21 protein-coding genes and 1 tRNA gene are annotated in these 23,547 nt (G+C 44.4%); 18 read left to right on the forward strand and 4 right to left on the reverse strand.

Annotation, left to right across the window (positions count from 1 at the left end; all coding sequences use genetic code 11):
* Positions 1–22 precede the first annotated feature (22 nt).
* From IQQ51_RS05025 to IQQ51_RS05040, 4 genes are all read left to right on the forward strand, one after another.
* A complete protein-coding gene (locus IQQ51_RS05025; RefSeq protein ID WP_048615080.1) occupies positions 23–1,021 on the forward strand; it encodes a lytic murein transglycosylase in 999 nt (332 codons plus the stop codon).
* Between the two features lie 135 nt (positions 1,022–1,156).
* Positions 1,157–2,077, forward strand: a complete 921-nt coding sequence (locus IQQ51_RS05030; RefSeq protein ID WP_017063421.1) for a LysR family transcriptional regulator — start codon at positions 1,157–1,159, stop codon at positions 2,075–2,077.
* A gap of 205 nt (positions 2,078–2,282) precedes the next feature.
* Entirely contained in the window at positions 2,283–3,482 is a 1,200-nt protein-coding gene (locus IQQ51_RS05035) for a NupC/NupG family nucleoside CNT transporter (protein ID WP_019826134.1), read from the forward strand.
* 165 nt (positions 3,483–3,647) lie between these two features.
* Complete coding sequence (locus IQQ51_RS05040; RefSeq protein WP_050645442.1) at positions 3,648–5,462, forward strand: cation:proton antiporter; 1,815 nt, start codon at positions 3,648–3,650, stop codon at positions 5,460–5,462.
* Positions 5,463–5,580: 118 nt separating this feature from the next.
* Here IQQ51_RS05040 and folD read toward each other — a convergent pair whose 3' ends face one another.
* Positions 5,581–6,438 carry a bifunctional methylenetetrahydrofolate dehydrogenase/methenyltetrahydrofolate cyclohydrolase FolD gene (folD, locus tag IQQ51_RS05045; RefSeq protein ID WP_017062367.1) on the reverse strand — a complete coding sequence of 286 codons (858 nt, stop codon included), beginning with the start codon at positions 6,436–6,438 and terminating at the stop codon, positions 5,581–5,583.
* Positions 6,439–6,649: 211 nt separating this feature from the next.
* On the opposite strand from folD, the gene IQQ51_RS05050 reads away from it, so the two are divergent.
* Positions 6,650–6,726: transfer RNA gene (locus IQQ51_RS05050), tRNA-Arg, on the forward strand.
* Between the two features lie 207 nt (positions 6,727–6,933).
* Here the strand turns inward: IQQ51_RS05050 and IQQ51_RS27950 are convergent.
* Positions 6,934–7,161, reverse strand: coding sequence for a ferric iron reductase (locus IQQ51_RS27950; protein WP_197279018.1), 228 nt, complete (start codon positions 7,159–7,161; stop codon positions 6,934–6,936).
* Here IQQ51_RS27950 and IQQ51_RS05060 point away from each other — a divergent pair.
* The 7 genes from IQQ51_RS05060 (at position 7,145) to aroC (ending at position 14,646) form a co-directional block, all read left to right on the forward strand.
* A complete protein-coding gene (locus IQQ51_RS05060; RefSeq protein ID WP_193840585.1) occupies positions 7,145–7,528 on the forward strand; it encodes an iron chelate uptake ABC transporter family permease subunit in 384 nt (127 codons plus the stop codon). The two genes, IQQ51_RS27950 and IQQ51_RS05060, sit on opposite strands and share 17 nt — an antisense overlap.
* Positions 7,515–8,090, forward strand: a complete 576-nt coding sequence (locus IQQ51_RS05065) for a nitroreductase (RefSeq protein WP_193840527.1) — start codon at positions 7,515–7,517, stop codon at positions 8,088–8,090. The genes IQQ51_RS05060 and IQQ51_RS05065 overlap by 14 nt, the downstream gene beginning before the upstream one ends.
* A gap of 32 nt (positions 8,091–8,122) precedes the next feature.
* The gene (locus IQQ51_RS05070; RefSeq protein ID WP_193840528.1) at positions 8,123–8,821 is read left to right on the forward strand and encodes an IucA/IucC family protein; all 699 of its coding nucleotides are present in this window, start codon (positions 8,123–8,125) and stop codon (positions 8,819–8,821) included.
* Between the two features lie 181 nt (positions 8,822–9,002).
* Positions 9,003–10,352 carry a serine/threonine-protein kinase gene (locus IQQ51_RS05075; RefSeq protein ID WP_193840529.1) on the forward strand — a complete coding sequence of 450 codons (1,350 nt, stop codon included), beginning with the start codon at positions 9,003–9,005 and terminating at the stop codon, positions 10,350–10,352.
* Between the two features lie 12 nt (positions 10,353–10,364).
* A complete protein-coding gene (locus tag IQQ51_RS05080) occupies positions 10,365–10,961 on the forward strand; it encodes an ECF-type sigma factor (RefSeq protein ID WP_193840530.1) in 597 nt (198 codons plus the stop codon).
* 166 nt (positions 10,962–11,127) lie between these two features.
* A complete protein-coding gene (locus tag IQQ51_RS05085) occupies positions 11,128–13,320 on the forward strand; it encodes a putative Ig domain-containing protein (protein ID WP_193840531.1) in 2,193 nt (730 codons plus the stop codon).
* 240 nt (positions 13,321–13,560) lie between these two features.
* Complete coding sequence (gene aroC / locus IQQ51_RS05090) at positions 13,561–14,646, forward strand: chorismate synthase (protein ID WP_004734182.1); 1,086 nt, start codon at positions 13,561–13,563, stop codon at positions 14,644–14,646.
* 279 nt (positions 14,647–14,925) lie between these two features.
* On the opposite strand, the gene IQQ51_RS05095 is transcribed toward aroC, so the two are convergent.
* The gene (locus tag IQQ51_RS05095; RefSeq protein WP_004734183.1) at positions 14,926–15,549 is read right to left on the reverse strand and encodes a trimeric intracellular cation channel family protein; all 624 of its coding nucleotides are present in this window, start codon (positions 15,547–15,549) and stop codon (positions 14,926–14,928) included.
* 299 nt (positions 15,550–15,848) lie between these two features.
* On the opposite strand from IQQ51_RS05095, the gene IQQ51_RS05100 reads away from it, so the two are divergent.
* From IQQ51_RS05100 to IQQ51_RS05110, 3 genes are all read left to right on the forward strand, one after another.
* A complete protein-coding gene (locus IQQ51_RS05100) occupies positions 15,849–16,379 on the forward strand; it encodes an elongation factor P hydroxylase (protein ID WP_048611495.1) in 531 nt (176 codons plus the stop codon).
* Positions 16,380–16,388: 9 nt separating this feature from the next.
* Positions 16,389–16,652: a YfcL family protein gene (locus IQQ51_RS05105; protein WP_017063425.1), complete on the forward strand. Its 264-nt coding sequence runs from the start codon at positions 16,389–16,391 to the stop codon at positions 16,650–16,652.
* Between the two features lie 176 nt (positions 16,653–16,828).
* Entirely contained in the window at positions 16,829–17,350 is a 522-nt protein-coding gene (locus IQQ51_RS05110; protein ID WP_017070306.1) for an NADPH-dependent FMN reductase, read from the forward strand.
* 138 nt (positions 17,351–17,488) lie between these two features.
* On the opposite strand, the gene mnmC is transcribed toward IQQ51_RS05110, so the two are convergent.
* Entirely contained in the window at positions 17,489–19,567 is a 2,079-nt protein-coding gene (gene mnmC / locus IQQ51_RS05115; RefSeq protein WP_228012684.1) for a bifunctional tRNA (5-methylaminomethyl-2-thiouridine)(34)-methyltransferase MnmD/FAD-dependent 5-carboxymethylaminomethyl-2-thiouridine(34) oxidoreductase MnmC, read from the reverse strand.
* A gap of 128 nt (positions 19,568–19,695) precedes the next feature.
* Between mnmC and fabB the strand changes: the two genes are divergently transcribed.
* From fabB to IQQ51_RS05130, 3 genes are all read left to right on the forward strand, one after another.
* On the forward strand, positions 19,696–20,907 hold the full coding sequence (gene fabB, locus IQQ51_RS05120) for a beta-ketoacyl-ACP synthase I (RefSeq protein ID WP_017062353.1): 1,212 nt from the start codon (positions 19,696–19,698) through the stop codon (positions 20,905–20,907).
* Between the two features lie 472 nt (positions 20,908–21,379).
* The gene (locus tag IQQ51_RS05125; RefSeq protein WP_193840533.1) at positions 21,380–22,513 is read left to right on the forward strand and encodes a 4-phosphoerythronate dehydrogenase; all 1,134 of its coding nucleotides are present in this window, start codon (positions 21,380–21,382) and stop codon (positions 22,511–22,513) included.
* Positions 22,514–22,525: 12 nt separating this feature from the next.
* Positions 22,526–23,539: an aspartate-semialdehyde dehydrogenase gene (locus tag IQQ51_RS05130; RefSeq protein ID WP_048615089.1), complete on the forward strand. Its 1,014-nt coding sequence runs from the start codon at positions 22,526–22,528 to the stop codon at positions 23,537–23,539.
* Positions 23,540–23,547: the final 8 nt, after the last annotated feature.

The raw sequence follows: 23,547 nt of genomic DNA on the forward strand, positions 1-23,547 counted from the left end.
TCAATTCAAGGAGGAGTGATCGTTGAGTAAATTTTCGAAAACCATATTGGCTGTGTCGGCATTACTATTGGGTAATAGCCTGACCATAAGTTCAGTACAAGCAGAAGAACTGAGCTTCGAGCAATATGTAGAAAAACTAAAACAACAAGGCCGTGAAGAAGGCATCTCTGAAGCGATCATTGATGAAGCCTTTGATGGTGTAACGTTTAAGCCAAGAGCGGTAAAAGCCGACAAAAACCAACCTGAGAAAAAACTGACTCTGGATGAATACATTCCACGAGCGGTTCCAGATTGGAAAGTGAAGCAAGCAAGGTCACTCTATAAGGAACACTACACCGCGTTAAAGCGTATTGGTGATGAATATGGTGTTCAACCAAGATTCATTGTCGCGCTATGGGGCGTTGAGAGTAATTTTGGTAAGTTCACGGGCAATTACAGCGTTATCGACGCCCTAACTACCATGGCTTATGAAGGACGCCGAGAAGCTTTCTTCCGTAGCGAAGCGATGGCGGCATTGAAGATTCTTGATCAAGGCCATATTGCACCAAAAGAGATGAAAGGCTCTTGGGCTGGTGCGATGGGTCAACCTCAGTTTATGCCAAGCTCATTCTTAGCTTACGCCGCTGATGGCAGTGGTGATGGCAAGAAAGACATTTGGGGCACTGAAGAAGACGTATTTGCTTCGGCGGCCAATTATCTCAGCCAATCAGGGTGGGATGACAAATATACTTGGGGTCGTCAGGTTCATGTTCCGTCAACCGTGTCGATCGATTTACAAGGTCGAGACGAAGACAAAGCGAAATACTTAAAAGAGTGGTCTGAACTCGGTATTAAACGCTATGACGATCGCCCACTGCCAACGCTTGATGAAGACATTAAAGCTTGGTTGATAATGCCAGATGACGAAGCGGGTCGTTCGTACCTCATTTACAACAACTACAATGTGTTAATGAAGTGGAACCGTTCTTACTACTTTGCTTTGGCAGTAAGCCATCTAGCCGACAGAATTAAGTTTGATTAACAGACGTAAGTCGCTTTGAATAGCATTTGGCCTACCATAGGCAGAACGAACTAAAGGACTCTTCGGAGTCCTTTTTGATTTTATATTTCAGAGATTTAATAAGGTGATCTTGTGCTAACAGATAGAGCTGCACAGATGGTGATATTTCATGCGCTGATCAAGCACGAAGGCTTTACCAGTGCTGCAAAAAGCTTGAACGTTTCGGTGTCTCATATCAGTAAGCAAGTCGCTTTGCTTGAAGACTCAATCGGCATCAAGCTGGTGCAACGCACCACACGAAGCCTCACGCTGACTGAAGCGGGAGACGTGTTCTATCAACATTGTGAGCAGTTGTTTAACACGGTAAAAGCGGCTCAGATGGATATGGACAGCCAGCGCGATGATATCTCTGGAATCTTGCGCGTCGGGTTGTCGCAGTCATTTGGCACACTGCATATCATTCCGGCGATTGATCAACTCAGACAGCTTTATCCTCAGTTGAGAATCGAGGTCCACTTGTTCGACTATAAGGTGGACATGATTGAAGAGCGCTTGGATCTCTGGATCACCAATAATGAAGACCTGCCTGAAGGTTACATTGCGCAGCGTTTAGCCGACAGCCAGTTTGTGGTGGCTGCGTCACCGGATTATCTGATTAAGGCCGGGACGCCACATGTACCTTCCGATTTGATTGACCATAACTGTCTTATTTATCGCAGCCGTGAAAGAGATTACACATCGTGGGCTTTTGATAACGGGCAAGAAAACCTCAGCGTCAAAGTTGCGGGTGATTACTCAGTCGATTTGGCTGAGGCAGTACGAGACGCGGCAGTATCAGGGTGGGGCGTTGCTTATTTGGCGACTTACTTAGTGAAAGAAGAGTTTAGAACGGGTAAGTTGATTCAAGTATTACCAGAGTGGAGAGCCAGTCAGCTGATGCCATTTTATGCCGTTTACCCGAGTCGAAAGAACATGCCAAAGAAGCTTTCAGCTGTGATTGAGTTCATCAAAGATCATATTGGGTCGCCGACGTATTGGGACAAAAACCTCAAAACGTGCGTTGAACTGCATCGCTAACTGTTTCCTAATCTATAAATATAATTTCCATATGGAAAAAGTACGCTTTTTAATCAAAGTTAATTATTAAAATTCAATAACTTAATTATACTCATAGTTAAATCGTGATTACCCCAACATCACGTTAACAACCTCAGCTTGCCGCAAACGATTTCCTCTATAGAATGCGTCGCCTTTCCTATCTACAACTTTTAGGTTGACGCACATGGCTTCCCTACTTGGAATTATCACTATTTTAGTTGCCGCTTGGTTACTATCTACGGACAGAAAAAATATTCCACTAAGAACAGTCTCTTTGGCTTTCTTATTACAAATCTCATTCGCGCTATTGGTTCTTTATGTACCAATGGGTAAAGAAGCGTTGAATGCAGCCACGGGTGCGGTATCTAGCTTGATCAACTACGGTCAAGAGGGGATTAACTTCCTATTTGGTGGCCTTACGAACAACGGTTTCGTTTTCGCGATTAATGTTCTGGGCATCATTATCTTTTTCTCTGCGCTTATCTCTGGTTTGTACCACATCGGCTTTATGCCAAAAGTGATCAACCTTATCGGTGGTGCACTGCAGAAGTTCTTGGGCACAGGTCGTGCGGAATCACTGTCTGCGACTGCCAACATCTTTGTCGGCATGATTGAAGCGCCATTGGTGGTTAAACCTTACTTAAAACACATGACAGATTCACAACTGTTTGCTGTGATGGTGTGTGGTTTGGCGTCTGTAGCTGGTGGTACGCTAGTGGGTTATGCATCGCTTGGCGTTGACCTAAACTTCCTGATCGCTGCGGCATTCATGTCTGCACCAGCCGGTCTATTGATGGCTAAAATCTTAGTACCTGGTAGCCCAGATGACGCTCAAGAAAATATTGAGTCTGATGTAGAAATTCCACGAGCAACAAACGTAGTTGAGGCAATGGCAGATGGGGCTATGTCTGGACTTCGTATTGCCGTTGCAGTGGGTGCAACACTTCTTGCCTTTATCAGTGTGATTGCAATGCTGAATGGCTTGCTAGGTATCGTTGGCGGCTGGTTTGGCGTAAACCTCAGCTTCGAACTTATCCTAGGCTATGTGTTTGCACCCGTTGCATGGCTGATCGGTGTACCGTGGTCTGAGGCTGTGGTTGCGGGCTCATTGATCGGTAACAAGATTGTCGTGAACGAGTTCGTGGCTTTCATCCAACTAATGGATGCTAAAGAGGCGCTAAGTGAGCACTCACAAGCGATCGTAACTTTTGCTCTATGTGGCTTTGCTAACATCTCTACCATGGCGATTCTTATCGGTGGTTTGGGTAGCTTAGTTCCAGAGCGTCGCTCTTTCATCTCACAATATGGCTTCAAAGCAATTTGTGCCGGTGTGTTTGCTAACTTAATGAGTGCCGCTATTGCTGGTGTTGTACTTTCTCTATAGCTAACGGATCATGACTTTACTCCCCCCTATAGTAAAGTGACTGATTAATCACAATAATATTCGGTTAGCGTGAAAAAGAGAGCCTATAGTGTAAGAACGTAGGCTTTCTTATTTCATTGAATAGTTTGTACCACAGGGTGTGGTGCAAACCTTTTAGGGGCACAAATGGATTTGTCGATTACTTCTTCTTTGGCGTTAATTGGACTCTTGTCTTTAGCTTGTCAGCTGCTCGGCTGGCGTTTACGTCTTCCCGCTATTCTTCCTCTCCTTATCGTTGGCCTGTTGTTAGGTCCTGGCCTGAATATTCTAAATCCCGATGCCATTTTCGGTGATGTGCTGTTTCCTATGATTTCATTAGGGGTTGCCATCATCCTGTTTGAAGGAGCATTAACCCTAAATTTCAAAGAAATCAGAGGCCATGGTCGGATGGTGACTCATCTCGTGAGTTTCGGCATGTTGATTACATGGGCGTGTATCGTGGTGGGGGCATACTACTTTGTGGACTTCAGTTGGCCGTTAGCCGCACTGTTTGGTGCATTAGTTGTGGTAACTGGCCCTACGGTAATCGTGCCCATGCTTCGCAGTATTCAGCCTAAATCTTCGTTAGGCAGTATCTTGCGATGGGAAGGGATAGTGATTGATCCGATTGGGGCTTTGTTTGCGGTTCTCGTCTACGAGTACATTGTTTCTTCTGCCGACCCTACCGGACACGTTCTGTCAGCTTTGGGCCTGACGTTAGTCATAGGTTTAGGCTTAGGGATCATCGGTGGCCATTTGATTGCTAAGATGCTGAAAGGGCATTGGGTTCCACACTATTTGCGTAATGTGGCTGTGCTGACGTTAATGTTGGCGGCGTTCTCGTTTTCTAATGATTTGAGTGAAGAATCGGGTTTATTAACCGTGACCATCATGGGGATCTGGCTTGCCAACGTGAAAGGCTTGGATATCGAAGACATCATCGAATTCAAAGAAACCCTAACCGTGTTGCTTATTTCTGCGTTGTTTATTCTGTTAGCGAGCAGGCTCGATTCCGGAACCTTCCTCTCGATAGGTTGGGGTGGGGTTGGTCTGTTAGCGGTAGTGATGCTGGTGGCGCGCCCTTTGAGTGTGTGGATCAGCGGGATCGGCACGGATCTTACCTCTGCGGATAAGTGGTTTTTGAGCTGGATGGCACCGCGCGGGATCGTTGCAGCCGCGGTTTCTTCTCTGTTTGCGATCAAACTTCAAGAGAAGCAATTGATTGACGGGGCAGATCTGCTGGTGCCCATGGTGTTCTTGGTCATTATCGGCACAGTTGTGATTCAGAGTTTAACCGCAAGTTGGTGGGCGAGAAGGCTAGGTGTGACTCAAGAGAAGGCACAAGGCGTTATCTTCTTTGGTGCGACTCAGTTTTCACGCCAGTTTGCCAAAGTGCTGGCCACACACAACATCAACAGTGTGCTTGCTGATACCAACTGGGAGAGCATTCGTTTAGCGCGCATGGAAAACTTGAATGTTTATTTTGGTAACCCGGCTTCGAGCCACGCTGAAAATAATCTGGAATTGGATGGGATAGGGCGTGCGATGATCGTGTCGCCTTATCGTCAAACCAACCCGTTAGTTAGCATGCACTATCAAGACGAGTTTGGTGAAAATAAGGTGTTTGAGCTTGAATCCTCAGAGAACAAACATGAGAGGCACCAAGTGAGCCGCGATGGCAATAGAAGTCTATTTTCGGAGGGGATTACCTATTCTAAGCTTAACTCACTGATGGCTCAGGGTAGCCAAATTAAAAGTACAGGTTTGACCGAGGCATTTGATTTAAAAGAGTTTAACGCTTTGTATCCTAAAGCCATTCCTCTTGGGGTGATTAATGGCGGTGATTTCCGTTTAATTACACAAGGATCTGAGTTGGAAAAACTCATATCAACGGAGTGTGAGCTTATTAGTTTATTACCGCCTTCTGAACAGACGGAAAAAGTTGAGACTCCAGATAAGTAGCAACGAGCACTTCATCAAAAGCGAGTCGCCTTGTTTCAAAGACGAATCGTTAAGCATCAAAAAAGCCGCAACGTTCATCACGTTGCGGCTTTCTAATTTTATTTATATGCGCTGCGGACTACTTTGAGTGAAATTGCTCACAAGCGATCATGGTGTTCTCGATTAGGCTCGCCACCGTCATTGGGCCAACACCACCCGGTACAGGTGTGATGAAGCTTGCGCTTTCTTTCGCTACGTCGTATTCAACGTCACCCACTAGTTTGCCAGATTCCAAACGGTTGATACCAACATCGACCACAACAGCGCCTTTCTTAATCCAAGCGCCAGGAATGAAGTTAGGCTTACCTACGGCAACTACAACAACGTCTGCTTGACGCACGTGGCCTTCAAGGTCTTTGGTGAAGCGGTGACATGTTGTCGTCGTACAACCTGCTAGAAGAAGTTCTAGCGTCATTGGGCGACCTACGATGTTTGATGCGCCAACCACAACCGCGTGTTTACCACGTAAGTCGATGTTGTAACGGTCAAGCAGCGTGATGATGCCTTTTGGCGTGCAAGAGCGAAGCTTAGGCATACGCTGAGCCAAACGGCCAACATTGTATGGGTGGAAGCCATCAACGTCCTTTTCTGGCGTAATACGCTCAAGAACGTGAGTGCTATCAATGCCAGCTGGTAGAGGCAGTTGAACAAGAATACCGTCGATCTCTGGATCGTCGTTCAGTTGGTCTACCAGTGTTAACAATTCGTCTTCTGTCGCAGTGGCTGGCAAGTCGTAAGATTTAGATACGAAGCCAACTTCTTCACACGCTTTACGCTTACTTCCAACGTAAACCTGAGAAGCAGGGTCTTCACCCACTAAAACAACCGCTAGGCCCGGAGCGCGTAATCCTGCTTCAGTACGAGCTTTTACACGTGCAGCAACTTCGGAGCGAACCGTTTGAGAAATTAGCTTTCCATCAATATTTTGAGCAGTCATGAATTTCCTTAGTATTGATATTCAAGTTAGTGGCTGATGTTTTTGGCGCATTATTCCAGAAAATCTTTTTGATTACCATCAAGCAAACGTTTGCTTTGGTCTATTTTCCAACACTTATATGTTTGTTGGCCTTTTTTTACCCACTTAGATCAGAATGTTACATAAAGCCGTTGCTTTACTGATTCGAATTCGTATAATTCGTTCCTGTAGCGCGCCCTTAGCTCAGCTGGATAGAGCACCTCCCTTCTAAGGAGGTGGTCGAAGGTTCGAATCCTTCAGGGCGTGCCATTATTCTATAAGGCCTGATAACTTTTTAAGTTGTCAGGCCTTTGTCGTTTCTGGCCTTTGTAGTTAAGTATATGGTCAAGTAACGATGAATCTACAGGTATGGCAAAGTGAAAAAAGCCCACGCTCAGAGGTCAATTAAGTGGGCAAATAAATCTTAACTTGTTGCTTCAAAGTTTGCGATAGCTCCTCTGGCTACCAAAACATTAGCTATTGCATGAGTGGGTTATTAATTGGCTTTCCAATATCGGGCAGTGGTCTTTCGTTCGTATCCCCATAACCAATCTTAAATCTGACTCGATTTATGCAAATTTTGTCGATTTGTGGAGTCATCAAATCAAATTGATTAAACCTCTCTTCAAGGTGTGAATGTTGTTCTTTATACGCCTGAATGACACGACGTAATAAGCGATAGAAGTCTATCTCTTCGAAGCCCAACGCCGCGATTTTCGGAGAAATAATTCCTCAAGTCGTGGGGATTGCTCTTACCCCTTATCGCCTAGTGCTGCTCGGGGTTGCTGCTCTATTAACGGCGGTTGCAATATCAACTGTTGGTGCGATTAGCTTTGTTGGCTTGCTAACGCCACATTGCGCACGTCTATTGGGTTTATATCGTCATGTTCACCTGATCCCCGCCGCGGGTCTTACTGGTGCGTCTCTTTTAATTTGGGCTGACGGAATAGGACGCAGCCTTATGCCTCCTTCTGAAATAGCTGCTGGCTTGGTCGTGTCTATTTTAGGAAGCCTTTACTTCTTATTTTTACTACTAATCGGATATCGAAAACAACGTCATGGAATTGATTAAATTTCTTCAACAATGTGTCTCTTATCATGTTCATGAGTTATCTCTACCAGCTCCGGCTGGGTGTGATTTAGAGACCATACTGCAAACCGCAATGAGTACTCCAGATTATGGGAACCTTAACCCTTGGCATTTTCTAGTGATAGAGCATGAACAAGTTGAAGCACTGGTTGAACTATTGAGTGCCGCATGGGTTGCGTCTGATGTGAATGTAGATAAAGGGCAAGTCAAACGACTATCAAGTTATTTACGCCAAGCTCCGATGCTGGTGTTGGTCTCTGCAGAGATCAAACCACACAAAGAGATCTCACAACAAGATCAGATCCTTTCTGCGGCTGCAGCATGCCAAATGATACTCCTAGCAGCGGATGCGAGTGGTTACGGTGGCGTTTGGTATTCGACGGAAGCCGTGAGTCTACCAAATGTGAAAGAACATCTGCACCTTAATGAGAGTCATGTTCCTGTGGGTTTCTTGGTACTAGGTACTCCTGCAGAAACACGTAAAAAACGTAGACGGTGTGCAAAACCGCTGACATCAAAATGGTCGCCACAGACGACCTATTAAATAATGAAATGAATCCTAAGAGATAGAGTTAAATGACGCATTTACTTACGATGCAGCACTTCCTAAATAGCTTGCTGCTTGAAACATCTGAATATCAAATCAAGGACAACAGTATTTATGTTGATTTGAACAGTCATGGGCAATTAGAGATTTCTCTTACCTATGTATCTGCCTCAGGTCGTCATCGATATAGTGGAAAAGTACTGCTTCGAGAGCTAGATAAATTATCACAAATACCGTTTTCTCAAGCTGCTTCTTTGTTGGTTGAACGTTACTTCCCTGAAGTTGATAAAGATAAAAAAGCGCTGTTTTTACAACGTGTTGAAAACTCAAATGATTATGTAACGCGGGCATCTTTCGCATTGGCTTTGCGTCAATCTAAACATGATTTGCAAGGTTTTATCACATCAGAACAGGCACTTAGTGGTGGACACAGTATGCATCCAGCACCTAAGTGTAATGAGCCTCTGAACCAACTAGAGCAAGAAGCGTACTTACCTGAATTCGCCGGTGAATTCGCCGTGGAATGGTTTACCGTAAAAGAAGATAAGCTCGCTGGCGAATACGTTTCCGGGAGTTTGAAATATGAACTAAAAGAAATGTTTCTGAGCTGTCACACTCAAGGTAGTTCTTCATTACCAGATGCAGATTGGGTGCCAGTTCCCATGCATCCGCTCCAAGCAAGAGAGTGGCGAAAAGCACAAGCAAATTGTCAGTTTTTTTGTATTTGAGGGCAATCTAATCTTCTTATTGAGATGTGATACGTTAACATCTGAAATATTGCCACCTTCAATGTATGCATTGTTTATTGGTGTCTAATCATCGAAAACTGTATCAATTCATTTCTAGGCTATGTAATTAGGTTTATATTGTATTATATAAGATGAGTAGCGATTGTTACTGGCATCAAAAATGAATACAGACCTCGGTAGTACCAAAATTTTTTATCAAATGATTGATATGGATCCGAAGAATTGGCGTTCAATGCTCTCGGAATTAAACCAAGGTTCCCCAGAAATCGCTCAAAGGGTATCCGATCTACTTGTGGCTCATGAGCAGCAATGTTTGAGCGAATTGTTAGATGTCCATTTATCTTCCTCAACGCTCACGATTCAATCATTTGAAAATGACCTCGTTGACGGTCGCTACTTGATTGGCCATGAGTTAGGCAAAGGTGGTTTTGGAGTGGTTTATTTTGCTTCTAGATGTGATCATCTATTTGAACATAACTACGCGGTCAAGTTTTTCAACGCCGAAGCATTTGATATTTTAGGTGAAGAAACGTTGTTCACTGAAGCTCAGATAATGGCAAATCTCAGTCATTCTAACATTACTAAGGTTTATGACGCTGGCCTTCATAAAGGGTTTGCTTATATTGTAATGGAATACGTGGATGGTTGTTTACTCGATGAATACCTGTCAAACACTCCCCTTTCTTTTGATCAAAAGCTCATTTTGTTTCGAGATATTTGCTCTGCTATCGAGTATGCGCATGAACTGAAAGTTCTACATGCTGACTTAAAGCCAGAAAATGTACTCATAAATAGTCATGGGATTCCCAAGATTATCGATTTTAATTTAACTCAAACTCTTAGATGTTCTAGTGAGCCCTTGGGTAACTCTATTCGCGCTGTAAGTCGAACTTATGCTAGTCCAGAACAAATTGTAAGTGGAAGCTTGGATGAAAGGTCTGATGTCTTCTCTTTAGGTCGAATTTTACAAGAGATGTTTCCAAGCGATACAGCACCAAGAGATTTAGTTCGAGTATATCAATATGCCACCAACTTGAACCGTACTCATCGATATCAAAGTGTTCGTGACCTAGCCAATGATATAGAGAATGTAAGGTGTTGTTATCCCCTAAATTATCGCAATCAACATTGCGTTTATAGGACTACTAAGTTTATTCAGCGTTATCCCGCCAGCACTGTTTATGCCTCTTTTTTTATTGCAATTTTGACTACAGCCTTAATCGCTCTTTCAATCGAGGCGAAAAATCTTAGTCGTCAAAAGCTACAGCTTGATTCGATCATATATGACGCAACATCGATGGTTTACCCGTTGAATAATTCCTTACTGGATTGGGATGAAATTATTCGCTCGCGAAATAACATTGTCGTCGATGTAGATGTTTATAGTGAAGGGATTAATTCCGAAGTTAATGGGGAGCTATTAAATGAGACATTATACGACTCTTGGATTGCAACAGATGATATTGAGCCCATTGGGTCTCTAGTTGTTACTTATCCTCCGATTGTTTAAAGGTGATTAATTGTGTCGAAATCAAACAACCCGCAGATGCAAAAAGGTCTTACTGAACTCATTTCTCAATGGCAACATGGTTGTAAAGAGTCTGAAGCTGAACTGTATCGATTGGCTTACTCTAGGCTCAAAGAGTTGGCTCAATTACGTCGCTATAAAAGTGCAAAGGTATTTAACAAGCCTCTTGATGATACAAGCTGTACGGCGACCATATTGACTCATGAAGCGTATTTAAAGGTGGGGTCTATAAGAAAAGGTGAAATAGAAGGTACGCGTGATTTTTTTTTAATGGCAGTTAAAGCGATGCAGCATATTCTCATTAACGACTCTTGGGCGTTGAAGGCTGATAAACGTCAGGAAGACAATTTAATCTTCGCTGAAAACGCATTGTCAATCGAGTATTTATCTCTTGATAAGCGTGTAGAGCTAGAAAAATCCTTGATGGACTTCACTCACCACTACCCCCGTCAATCCAATGTATTAAAACTAAAATACTACATTGGTTTAAAGCATCAAGAGATCAGTGAATTATTAGGTTGCAGCAACAGCCTGATTGATAAAGACCTCAAATTTGCTAAGAGTTGGCTCCATGATAAGTTGGCGGCTTAACTTCGCATAATTGGAAAAAATCAGAATTTATTTTACGAGTTTTCCATTATTCCCTGTGCCTTGCGAGTTCCAAGTAAACCTCTAAAAATAGTGATGTTTTAATTATCACAGCCTACTGAAGTTGGCTGTATGAAGACTCATTGAATAGGTTTAATAAGGAACAATAATGAAAAAGCAAGGCTTGCTCGCAGCGTCAATTGCAATGGCTCTGGTTGGGTGTGGTTCAGACAGCGATTCGTCGAGCAACCCAACGACGTTTTCTATCACGGCCATTGATGGTTATTTGGCGTATGCTAATGTCAGGGTTGATACGACCCAAGATGGTATTTGTGATACGGACTTAACAGGCAAGAGTAGTCAAACTGATGTCGATGGTAAGGTAAACATTCCAGTTGCGCATCTAGGTGCCGTGGTCTGTGTTGAGGCAGTTGCAGGTCAAACAATAGACAGCAACCGTGGTCTTGTTCAACACGATTTCACACTAGCTAATGCGGGCAGCGGCGCAATCATTAACCCAATGACGAACATGGTGAACAAACTGCTAGCTGCAGACTCGGAGTTGACAGTAGCTGAAGCTGAGGAGCAAGTAGTTGCTGCTATCACGGGTGACGAAGGTCTTGAGGTGTCACAAGCACTTATTTTTGGTGACTACATTGCAGATACCACAGAGCAAGCAGAAGCACTTAACCTGATTGGCGAAGTGTTGGTTGATAAATCCGACCAAGATATCGACACCAAGCTAAAACTAGCACAGGCGATGGCGGAGGCAACACAAGAGATGATTGAGGCTGGAGACTCGCTTGATGATTACTCGCCAATTGTTAATATTCCACCGGGTGGCGGCGATATCACCGTTATACCAAACACCCGACCAAAAGTTGTCGGTACCACTGAGCCCGTTGAATTGACGCTGGGTGAAGCATGGCGCCCATACAATGTTAGCGACAAATTCCAAGACGCCGAAGGCGATGACATGTCCTTCACTATGACTGTCGTTGATGGTGATGGTAATAATGGTCTGTCTATAGACTCGGAAACAGGCATGATTACGGGTGAACCAGAGGGGGCAGGCAGCTTTATTTACCATATCTTTGCGACCGATGAGCACGAGGCACGTTCATACCCACTGACCTTTGAAGTAACCGTGTTAACGGATAACCAGCCTCCAGTTGTAGATGAGGGCGAGCTTGCATACCTACAGTCGGAGATGAATGTATGGATGCTAACAGAAGGCGAGTCGCTGACGGATACGCTGGATGTAAGCGCGCTGTTCACAGATCAAGATGGTGACGCTTTGGAATACAAAGTAGAAACGACGCTATCAACGACTTCACGTACGGGCTTTAATGCTCTAGTAAGCGAACAAGGCGTGGTGAGTTTCTCTGGTTTGCTTCCTCGTTCTTCGGCAGCTGACACAGAAACACTCACGGTTTCAGTCAATGATGGCGTCAATAGTGAGTGGGTCGCAGCAACTCTGAGCTTCCCGGTTATCGAAGAGTCACCATTGCCGCCAGTGGATGGTCACCCATTAGAAGACAATACATGGTACTTCCTTGAACGAGGATCAAATGGAACTAAATACGCTCAAGTATGGTGTGACACAGTGCGTTTTGAAGATGGTGAAATCTTCTACAATGACCGTGGCCTGACTAATAAGACGGAATGTACGACAGAGGCGACTTTGAAAGTCGGTACGTACGCTATTGAAGGTGACACGCTGGTGGGTTCATTTGTCGATGACGAAGAAACGATGACCATGGCTTATGATATCACTAACGATTACGATACTAACCTAATCTCACAAGGTGCGTTGACTATGCTCTGGACTGAGGAAGGTAAATCAAGTCGTTATATTGGATTTAGCAACAAGGCTGATGCAGAAAAACGCATCCAAGTAAAATCAAGTCACGGCCCTGAGTTGCGAGATGCTTACCTATATTGGCCTGGTGAACAAGACCACCAATACGAGCTTATCTCTACGTCACTACAGATGAGTACAGCCGAGCTTTCATCTGGTAATTCACACGACTATATCAAGGTATGGATGAATGGCATTAGCTGTGATGGATTGTTGAGTTCGCACAATGGTGATGCGGCTATTTTTGAAAGGTTCACTGTGACGTCTGAATCCATTTCAGCAAGCAACGGTGATACTTTAAACTCACAATTTTGTGACGATGTGTTTGAAGGTGATACACCGAATGCGGTGCTTTCATTCTTGTTTGGGTTGAATAATAGCTACTCACTTGAATTAGATGAAAACTACAGCATCATTGGCAAAATCAGTGATGAGTGGAGTCAGTACATTACCGATGTGAACTTTAATATGGTGTGGGATGGTTCATCGAACGACGATTAATTTGAACGCTTGAGTTAGTCGCATATTGAATGCCAAGTGAATCAAAGGTATTGAAAGAAGGAAGCCTAGTGATGGGCTTCCTTTTTTATTTTTCGATAAACTGACAATTGTTCGTTTTTTGGGGTTTACATCATTTGGTAATAAAGCCACTATGAATTCACGAAGAATAGACAAGTAAAGCTATTAGTCAGTCGGTTTAGGAATCAAACCTTCTGCTCAATAGCTGATTTAGAGGAAGTAATGGCAGGAAACAGTATCGGACAACATTTCCGCGTGACCACGTTCGGAGAAAGTCACGGTATCGCACTAGGATGTATCGTAGATGGGTGCCCACCAGGATTAGAAATTACCGAAGCAGACCTTCAAAGAGATTTGGATCGTCGTCGCCCTGGTACTTCTCGTTATACAACGGCTCGCCGTGAAGCGGATGAAGTGAAAATCTTATCAGGTGTATTTGAAGGCCAAACTACGGGTACTTCTATTGGTCTATTGATTGAAAATACAGACCAACGCTCTAAAGACTATTCCGAAATTAAAGACAAGTTCCGCCCTGGACACGCTGACTATACGTACCATCAAAAGTACGGTGTGCGTGATTACCGTGGTGGTGGTCGTTCTTCTGCTCGTGAAACTGCAATGCGTGTAGCGGCAGGTGCAATTGCGAAGAAATACCTAAAACAAGAATTTGGTGTTGAGATCCAAGCTTACCTCTCTCAAATGGGTGATATCTCAATTGATAAAGTGGATTGGAACGAGATTGAAAACAACGCTTTCTTCTGCCCAGATGCCGACAAAGTACCGGAATTTGACCAACTGATTCGTGACTTGCTAAAAGAAGGCAACTCGATCGGTGCGAAGATTCAAGTGGTTGCGACGAAAGTGCCTGTAGGCCTTGGTGAGCCAATCTTTGATCGTCTAGATGCAGACATCGCCCACGCTCTAATGAGCATCAATGCGGTGAAAGGTGTTGAGATTGGTGATGGCTTTGATGTGGTTAATCAACGCGGTAGTGAACACCGTGATCCATTAACTCCGGAAGGTTTCAGCAGCAACCATGCTGGCGGTATCTTAGGTGGTATTTCTACTGGCCAAGATATTGTGGCAAGCATTGCGCTTAAACCAACCTCAAGCATTACCGTTCCTGGTGACACGATCACTAAAGACGGTGAAGCAACGCAGCTAATCACTAAAGGTCGTCATGATCCATGTGTGGGTATCCGTGCTGTGCCGATCGCAGAAGCTATGTTAGCGATTGTATTGCTTGATCACTTGCTACGTCACCGTGGTCAAAACTTTGGTGTGACAACTGAAACGCCAAAAATCTAGTTCTGCTTCGTTTTATTCAGAACAGATTTGAAGCTGATTTGATAGAAACAAAAAAAAGGGTTGCTTCGTAATGAAGCAACCCTTTTTATATTGTGCGTAATTGAGAATATATTATACCAATCACAGTAAGTAAGTGATCAAAAATAGCGCAGGGAAAAGGCTTGAGAACAAGGCAGAATTTTTTCGATAAGTAGTTATTCTACAATCAAAAATTCTAACGCAGTTATCGAGCGTTTTAGCAAGCTAGGGTGACCAGTTATTTACTACGATTGGTATTACCTAATGTACCGAGCTTTCTGGATCAAGCTGGAACGAAGGTAAGCGCCACTTGAATCGCACGGCCGCCATGCGCAGCAAGTAACCAACCACAAGCGTAACAATCGTCGCGGTTACGTCGTTGATCCCAAGCTCAAGCAAACCTAGGTATAAACCTGAAGCGACAAGTGCGACAGACGCATACAGCTCTTCATGCAATACCAATGGTGTTTGACGACAGATAAGGTCGCGCAGCAAACCACCAAAGACACCGGTGACTAGCGCAGACACCATGCAGATCATAGGGTGAAGACCCATGGTCATCGCTACCTTAGTACCAATGATACTGAACACGATAAGCCCTAGTGCATCTAAACGAATGAACAAGCCTTTTAGCTTGATTACCCATTTAGCCAGTCCGGTTGTAATAACACCTGCGATACAGGTGATCGCTAGATATTGCGGGTTTTCCACCCAACCTAAAGGGTAATGGCCAAGTAAGATATCGCGTACTGTGCCGCCGCCAATAGCCGTTGCACTCGCAACCAACATTACACCAAACCAATCCATTTTTTGTTTGCCAGCACTGAGAGCGCCGGTCATGGCTTCTGCCGTGATGCCAATGATATACAAAACACTTAGTAGCATTGCTGTAGCTCTATAATATAGGTCTATAAATTGGAGTCTTATAGGCCTTAGGGATATAAAAATGAAGCGCGAGTGTAGTAGTAAAAACGCTGATTGACGAATGAATATTTGTACCGTGAATGGGCATTTCAGATTAGCTAAACTAATCATTCACCTCAAAGTAGTGTATTCTGGGATCTGCAATCGATTGTCACGGTAAAGTATTGGGGTCAACCCAATGCCATTGCTTGTGATAGGGCTTTACCGAGCGCTTAAAAAAACGCAAAATGCCCCAGTTCTTTTTACTTAAATTTGATTTTATGACGCACCAATACTCAGACATCATCGATATTTTCAATCAAACCTTTTTCGAGAGCTACAATACTAAGCTCGAACTGGGTGCAGACGAGCCTATTTACCTGCCAGCCGACGAACAGATTTCTCATCACCGTATCGTATTTGCTCGCGGCTTTTACGCATCTGCCCTTCACGAAATAGCACACTGGTGTGTCGCTGGGCCTGAACGTCGTTTGTTGGAAGATTTTGGCTATTGGTATGAGCCTGATGGTCGAACTGAGGCGGTTCAAGCTGAGTTTGAAAAAGTAGAAATTCGCCCACAAGCGTATGAATGGATCATTGCGATGAGTGCGGGCTTTCCTTTTAATGTCAGCTGTGACAATCTACACGGCGATTTTGAGCCAGATCGTTTGGCCTTTATGAATAAAGTACACAGTGAAGTCATGGGTATCTTTGAAGCTGGTCTTCCGCCTCGCGTGAAAATGCTCTCTGAAGCATTACGCAGCTTCTACGATGTAGAACCTTTATGTACTAGCCAATTTATTGTGAAATAAGAGAATATTATGATTATCGAATTTGAAGAAAAACTACTTGAAGTAATTGATGCTCGCATTGAAAATGCATCAGACGATGAACTGTTTGCTGGTGGTTACTTACGTGGTCATATTTCTCTTTCAGTGGCTTCATGTGAAGAAGAAGGCATTGAAGATGTGGCTGAAGTAAAAGCTCGTATTGAACAGAGCCTAGACGACGCTCGCTCTGAACTAACACCAGCAGACCGCACTATCGTTAATGACCTTTGGGTTGAGCTACAAAACCAAGCTTAATCTCGATATATTAATACTATCCGCTCAGTCCCTTCCTTTCCATTTTGCTGAGCGAACTGGTTTATTTGAGACTCGTTCGAAATTTTTGAATGAGTCCGTTCATTTCTTGTGATGGTTACATTTTCTTACTACGTTATTCTAATCCCACTTAACGGAATTACAGAAAAGGTCACATCATGAAAGTTATCGCATTTGGCGCAAGCACAAGTTCTACCTCAATCAACAAAACACTAGCAACTTACGCAGCAAACTTGATTGAAGGTGCTGAAGTTAAAGTCCTAGACATCAACGATTACAATGTTCCTATGTTCAGTGAAGACACTGAAAAAGAGATCGGCCAAGCTGAAGGCGCTCAAGCATTCTTACGCGACCTAGCTGAAGCTGATGCGTTTGTTATCTCGTTCGCAGAACACAATGGTCACTACCCAGCAGCGTATAAAAACCTATTTGATTGGGCGACACGCATTGAGCGTTCAGTATTTGGCGAGAAGCCGGCGGTTTACCTAGCGACTTCACCGGGCCCTGGCGGCGCACAAACGGTACTTGGTGCAGCAACAGGTTCTGCACCTTACTTCGGTGGCAACGTGCAAGCGTCAGTTTCAGTACCAAGCTTCTACGATAACTTTGATTTTGAATCTGGTTCTATCAGCAACGAAGAGATCGCTCTACAGATTAAAGACGCGGTTGCTAAGCTGTAAATACTGCTTCGTTTAAAGCATCAGTTTAGAACCACACGATCAACAAAAAGCCCGAGGGACATAACGTCGCTCGGGCTTTTTAGCTTTTAACTTATTAGTTTCAGATATTTCAGATGTTCAGAATAGCTGAACTAGAAACTACGGATTTGATTTAGAATGCTTGTCAGCAACCCATCCAGCCGTTAATGCCTTACCTTTACGCAGTCTGCGTACCCACATTCGACTTGGGTGAATCGCCTCAAGCACATCAACAGGCAAGGGCAGCGGATCGCCACAGATCTGTGATGCTAATACTTCAGCCAATAATGGTGCAGAGCTCAAACCACGTGAGCCTAGCCCGATAAAGCAATAAAGGTTAGGGAAGCTCGTAACGGTTTCTACATCCTCAACTGAGTCACGCTGCGGGTTGAAGTTGTGCAGGTCTTGGTACTGCTCCTTAATGGCTTCAAAGTCACCGACGTTTCCGACAAACGGAAGGTGGTCACGGCTTACGCTTCGGATACCTTGGCGCGCTAAGTTGTCACTGGTATCGACATCTTTTGTCCATGCTTGGTCTGGTAGTGACCCATGTAGGCGCTCGCCATTGTGCTGTTGAACCTCAATATCAAATTCTTGATCGATATTGGTTTTGTCGTAGTTCGCACCAATACAGTGATGACCATTGTTTGGATTCTGTGGCGTCAGGTAGCCATCAAAGCACAACACGGTTTTTAGCTGGCTGAGATTTTCCGTGGTCGGAATATGGCTCACTTGCCCTTTAACTGGCGTCAGAGGTACTGGCTGAGTTTGTTCAAACTGAATGAACTTGTGTCCATTCGCGACAACCACTTGGTCGTGCCTGGTTTGAATCTCACCTTGAGGTGTCTCAATCGTCAGTAACCATTGTTGTTCAGCTTCGAGCCACTCAAGTTGCGTTACTTGATGTTGATAGTGTGCGCTCACTTGGTTGCTCTCTTCTAGCTTGCCAATCAAGCCTTGAGTCAGTTGAAGAGGGCTTAGCCAACCACCCAGAGGAAAGTAAACACTCTCTTTATCGACCGGTAAGCCAATCTTTTCGTTGGCTTGCTCTGGCGATAAACGCTGAATTAGGTCGGTGTGGAAGTTGCCTTCCAACATGCGGTTGAGCTTTTTAGTGGAGCCTTGATCCCACATCAAGATGTTCACGCCACACCAGCTGTGATCAAATTGGATAGACTGAGCCGCTTGATTAATAAATTGACGAGCAAACAGTAACCCTGGGCCAAACACGCGAGACACGTTCGATGTCGCTTCACTCAATAGCGGGTAAATCGCACCTTGGTTGTTACCTGAGGCATTGCCAGCAGCTTGTGGGTGTTCACAATAAAGGGTGATGTTTTTACCACGACGGCTTAGCGTTTTGGCTAATGCAGCACTGGCGACACCACCACCAATAATGGCGATATCTTGTGAATCACTATGTTGAGCGAGGCCATACCAAGGTTTGATGTTGGTATGAGCCTGCTTTTCGCCAAGTCGGCCGGCAATCATTTCTCGCTTAGTACCAAAGCCTTTGACCTTTTTCATTTCAAAGCCAGCTTCAATTAAGCCACGGCGAACAAAGCCAGCAGCGGTGAAGGTGGCGCAGCTACAATCTTGTTTCGCTAGCTTGGCCATGCCGTTGAACAGGTTTTGATTCCACATCTCTGGGTTCTTGCTCGGAGCAAAACCATCTAAGAACCAAGCATCAACCAAACCTTCACGTGAGGTTGGTACGTTAGGCATGCAATCTTTAATATCGCCAAACCACAAATCAAGCGTGATTGCGCCGTCGCCCAGCACAATACGGTGACACTCAGGGAGAGCGATAGGGTAGTGTTCTTGGAGTTGCGTCGCATACTCGGCTAATTCTGGCCACGATTTGTGTGCTTTGATGAGATCCTCTTTATTTAAAGGATATTTTTCAAAACTGATGAAATGTAACTCTTTGGTCATCGCTTGTGGGTTATCTTTAAGAAAAGCATCGAACCATTGCCAAACGGCAAGAAAGTTCAAACCTGTGCCAAAGCCGGTTTCAGCAATCACAAAGCGGCGTTGTTCATGTTCAAGCCAACGCTCTGGAAGGTGGTTTTGCTTTAAAAAGACGTAGCGAGTTTCTTCTAAACCGTTAACATTGGAGAAGTAAACGTCGTCAAATTGGTCTGAAACTGGCGTGCCAGACTCATTCCATTCCAGTTCTGCATTAGTAATTGAAGTCATAAAATCTATCATTTTGTGATTTGAAGCGATATGTTGGTAGGGATTGTACGAATTTCTAGGAAAGCTGACCACTTTTGTTAGGCTTCTTAGTTATCATCTAGCTGAATTTAGAATTATAGGAATGTCACATGAAACGAGTCGTAATCACCGGTATGGGTATTGTTTCAAGTATCGGTAACAACGTCGAAGAAGTTTTAGCATCACTGAAAGAGGGTAAATCTGGTATTACCGCTTCAGAGCAGTTCAAGGAAAATGGCTTGCGCTCTCAAGTATGGGGTAACCTAAAAATGAACCCTGCTGACCATATCGATCGCAAAAAAATGCGCTTTATGGGTGATGCAGCGGCATTCGCTTATCTTTCAATGGAGCAAGCAATTGCTGATTCTGGTTTAACTGAAGATCAAGTATCTAATGACCGCACGGGTATCGTTGCGGGTTCAGGTGGTGCTTCATCTCTAAACCAAGTAAACGCGGTAGACATAATCCGTGAGAAAGGCGTGAAGCGCGTTGGTCCATACATGGTTCCACGTACAATGGCTTCTACGGTTTCTGCTTGTCTAGCAACTCCTTTCAAAATCCGTGGTGTGAACTACTCTATGAGCTCTGCATGTGCGACATCTGCACACTGTATTGGTCACGCAATGGAGCTTATCCAACTTGGTAAGCAAGACGTTGTATTCGCTGGTGGCGGTGAAGAACTGGATTGGTCTCTGACTATGATGTTCGACGCAATGGGCGCACTTTCTACTAAGTACAACGACACACCAGAACTGGCTTCTCGTACCTACGATGCAGACCGTGACGGTTTCGTTATCTCTGGTGGCGGCGGCATGCTAGTTATCGAAGAGCTTGAGCACGCTGTTGCTCGTGGCGCGAAAATTTACGGCGAGATCGTAGGTTACGGCGCAACTTCAGATGGCTACGACATGGTTGCTCCTTCTGGTGAAGGCGCGGTTCGTTGTATGAAGATGGCAATGCAAAACGTTGATGGCGTTGACTACGTGAACACTCACGGTACTTCAACTCCAGTTGGCGACGTGAAAGAGCTAGGCGCTATCCAAGAAGTATTTGGTGGCAACAGCCCAGCAATTTCTGCAACTAAAGCGATGACAGGTCACGCTCTAGGTGCTGCTGGCGTACACGAAGCAATTTACTCAACGCTAATGCTAGACAACGGCTTTATCGCTCCAAGCATTAACGTTTCTAACCTAGACGAAGCTGCTGCTGGCCTAGACATCGTAACTGAAGCTCGTGATCAAGAGCTAACAACGGTTATGTCTAACAGCTTTGGTTTCGGCGGTACGAACGCAACGCTAGTAATCAAAAAGTACCAAGCTTAACTTAGGTTTGAGTTACAGAGACAAGGTTAATCGTTAAAGGGTTGCGCTAGTGCAGATTCAACACGTACAGGTCACCCAGTAATAATGACCATCAGAACAAAGTTTTTAGACGTAGGTTTGTAAACATAGTTTTTAAATCTGGGTTTAGAGATTGAAAGGTTTCCAGAGCTTGACCAGTACTGACCTTGGTTAGTACTGGTTGAACAGACGCAAGACTCTGTCTCCTGGAGAGCGAGATAGGATCCTTTTGTTCTGGATGTTTGCCCGATTGTTTATTCAATCGGGCATTTTTCGTTTTAGCCGTTTGATCTTGGGCGTTAACTCTGGTTTCGGTTCTTGCCTGTCAATGCCTGCCGATTCAGCCCTTTATTTATAATGTATTCCAATTGCTACTCGACACCGTGTGTGGAATTTTGCACAATCATTTCAATTCACGTTTAGGTCGATAGACCCCAAAAAAAGTAATCGCCAAATGAAAATCTTAATCGACGAAAATATGCCTTACGCTGAAGCGCTTTTTAGCCAGCTAGGGGAAGTGACAATGAAGTCTGGTCGCACATTAACAGCTGACGACCTAGTTGACGTAGACGCATTGATGATTCGCTCTGTTACCAAGGTAAACGAGTCGTTGATCAGCAAAGCCAATAAGCTGAAGTTTGTCGGTACTGCGACGGCTGGTATGGATCACGTTGACCAAGAATTGATGAAAGAGCGTGGTATTTTCTTTACTGCGGCGCCTGGCTGTAACAAGGTGGGTGTTGCTGAGTACGCGTTCAGTGCGATGATGGTGCTTGCGCAGCAGCAAGGCTTCTCTGTTTTTGATAAAACGGTTGGTATTATCGGCTGTGGTCAAGTGGGCAGTTACTTAGCGAAGTGCCTAGAAGGCATTGGTATTAAAGTTCTGCTGAACGATCCTCTAAAACAACAAGAGGGTGATACTCGCGAATTTACTGATTTAGAGACTCTGCTTGAGCAATCAGACGTTATTACATTACACACGCCAATCACTAAGACGGGTGAGTATCCAACGCATCACTTGATCAGTGAGCAAGTGCTGAACAACTTACGTGCTGATCAAATCCTTATTAATGCAGCTCGCGGTCCTGTGGTTGATAACCAAGCGCTAAAAGCTCGCCTGCAAAAAGCCGATGGTTTCACTGCAGTGCTTGATGTGTTTGAGTTTGAACCTGAAGTCGACTTTGAGCTTCTTCCGTTACTCGCTTTTGCAACGCCTCACGTAGCGGGCTACGGTTTAGAAGGTAAAGCGCGTGGTACCACGATGATCTTCAACAGCTATTGTGAGTTTTTAGGTACTGAGCAGCGTGCTTATGCAAGCGACTTATTGCCGACAGCGCCTGTACCTCAAATGAAATTAGATAGAGCTTGGGATGAAGCAACACTGCACAATTTGACTCAGTTGATCTATGATGTGCGCAAAGACGACGCCTTATTCCGTCGCAATATCGCTATGCCGGGTTCTTTTGACAAGATGCGTAAAGAATATTGGGACCGCAGAGAGTACAGTGCAGTCGAGTTAACGGGCGACGAATCTTGTAATTTAACGCCGTTATCTAAACTCGGTTTTATGGTAAAGCCAACTTTATAAAAGAGAGAAACAATGAGCCAAGAATTTAATATTGCTATTTTAGGTGCGACTGGTGCGGTTGGTGAAACCATTCTTGAAGTACTTAAAGAGCGTAAATTCCCTGTCGGTGAAATGCACTTACTAGCAAGTGAACGTAGTGAAGGCAAAACTTCCCGTTTTAACGGCAAAACAATACAAGTACAAAACGTAGAAGACTTCGATTGGTCTCAAGTACATATTGCGTTTTTCTCTGCAGGTAGCGAGCTTTCAGAGCGTTGGGCTCCAATTGCGGCTGATGAAGGTGTGGTTGTTATCGATAACACATCACGTTTCCGTTACGAATACGATGTTCCTCTGGTTGTGCCAGAAGTGAACCCTGAAGCAATTGCTGAATTCCGTAACCGTAACATCATCGCGAACCCTAACTGCTCGACTATCCAAATGGTAGTAGCGCTAAAACCAATTCACGATGAAGTGGGCCTTGAGCGTATTAACGTTTCAACTTACCAATCTGTGTCTGGTGCAGGTAAGCCAGGTATCGATGAGCTAGCGGGTCAAACGGCTAAGCTTCTTAACGGTATGCCAGCTGAAAACTCAGCGTTCTCACAGCAGATCGCTTTCAACTGTATTCCTCAAATCGATGAATTTACAGAGAACGGCTACACGCGTGAAGAGATGAAGATGGTTTGGGAAACTCAAAAAATCTTTGCTGACTCTTCAATCACAGTGAACCCGACTTGTGTTCGTGTACCAGTATTCTACGGTCACGCAGAATCTCTACACATTGAAACTCGCGCACCAATCGCTGCAGAGCAAGTGGTTCAGCTTCTAGAAAATACAGAAGGTGTTGAAGTATTCCAAGCGCTAGACTTCCCAACTCAAGTTCGTGATGCAGGTGGTAAAGACCACGTAATGGTTGGTCGTATTCGTAACGACATCAGCCATCACAGCGGCGTGAACATGTGGGTTGTCGCTGATAACGTTCGTAAAGGCGCAGCAACAAACGCAGTTCAAATCGCTGAAGTTTTGATTCGCGATTACTTCTAAGCTTTATT

Source organism: Vibrio sp. OPT18, assembly GCF_015163615.1.
Taxonomy (GTDB): domain Bacteria; phylum Pseudomonadota; class Gammaproteobacteria; order Enterobacterales; family Vibrionaceae; genus Vibrio; species Vibrio coralliirubri.

What these genes read in the sequence shown, in the direction of transcription:
- aroC (WP_004734182.1), top strand. Translation starts at nt 13,561, where the DNA reads ATGGCAGGAAACAGTATCGGACAACATTTCCGCGTGACCACGTTCGGA.
- IQQ51_RS05100 (WP_048611495.1), top strand. Translation starts at nt 15,849, where the DNA reads ATGACGCACCAATACTCAGACATCATCGATATTTTCAATCAAACCTTT.
- folD (WP_017062367.1), bottom strand. Translation starts at nt 6,438, where the DNA reads ATGACTGCTCAAAATATTGATGGAAAGCTAATTTCTCAAACGGTTCGC.
- IQQ51_RS05095 (WP_004734183.1), bottom strand. Translation starts at nt 15,549, where the DNA reads ATGCTACTAAGTGTTTTGTATATCATTGGCATCACGGCAGAAGCCATG.
- IQQ51_RS05065 (WP_193840527.1), top strand. Translation starts at nt 7,515, where the DNA reads ATGGAATTGATTAAATTTCTTCAACAATGTGTCTCTTATCATGTTCAT.
- IQQ51_RS05070 (WP_193840528.1), top strand. Translation starts at nt 8,123, where the DNA reads ATGACGCATTTACTTACGATGCAGCACTTCCTAAATAGCTTGCTGCTT.
- IQQ51_RS05130 (WP_048615089.1), top strand. Translation starts at nt 22,526, where the DNA reads ATGAGCCAAGAATTTAATATTGCTATTTTAGGTGCGACTGGTGCGGTT.
- IQQ51_RS05105 (WP_017063425.1), top strand. Translation starts at nt 16,389, where the DNA reads ATGATTATCGAATTTGAAGAAAAACTACTTGAAGTAATTGATGCTCGC.
- mnmC (WP_228012684.1), bottom strand. Translation starts at nt 19,567, where the DNA reads ATGACTTCAATTACTAATGCAGAACTGGAATGGAATGAGTCTGGCACG.
- IQQ51_RS05125 (WP_193840533.1), top strand. Translation starts at nt 21,380, where the DNA reads ATGAAAATCTTAATCGACGAAAATATGCCTTACGCTGAAGCGCTTTTT.
- IQQ51_RS05075 (WP_193840529.1), top strand. Translation starts at nt 9,003, where the DNA reads ATGAATACAGACCTCGGTAGTACCAAAATTTTTTATCAAATGATTGAT.
- IQQ51_RS05030 (WP_017063421.1), top strand. Translation starts at nt 1,157, where the DNA reads ATGGTGATATTTCATGCGCTGATCAAGCACGAAGGCTTTACCAGTGCT.
- IQQ51_RS05085 (WP_193840531.1), top strand. Translation starts at nt 11,128, where the DNA reads ATGAAAAAGCAAGGCTTGCTCGCAGCGTCAATTGCAATGGCTCTGGTT.
- IQQ51_RS05110 (WP_017070306.1), top strand. Translation starts at nt 16,829, where the DNA reads ATGAAAGTTATCGCATTTGGCGCAAGCACAAGTTCTACCTCAATCAAC.
- IQQ51_RS05035 (WP_019826134.1), top strand. Translation starts at nt 2,283, where the DNA reads ATGGCTTCCCTACTTGGAATTATCACTATTTTAGTTGCCGCTTGGTTA.
- fabB (WP_017062353.1), top strand. Translation starts at nt 19,696, where the DNA reads ATGAAACGAGTCGTAATCACCGGTATGGGTATTGTTTCAAGTATCGGT.
- IQQ51_RS05040 (WP_050645442.1), top strand. Translation starts at nt 3,648, where the DNA reads ATGGATTTGTCGATTACTTCTTCTTTGGCGTTAATTGGACTCTTGTCT.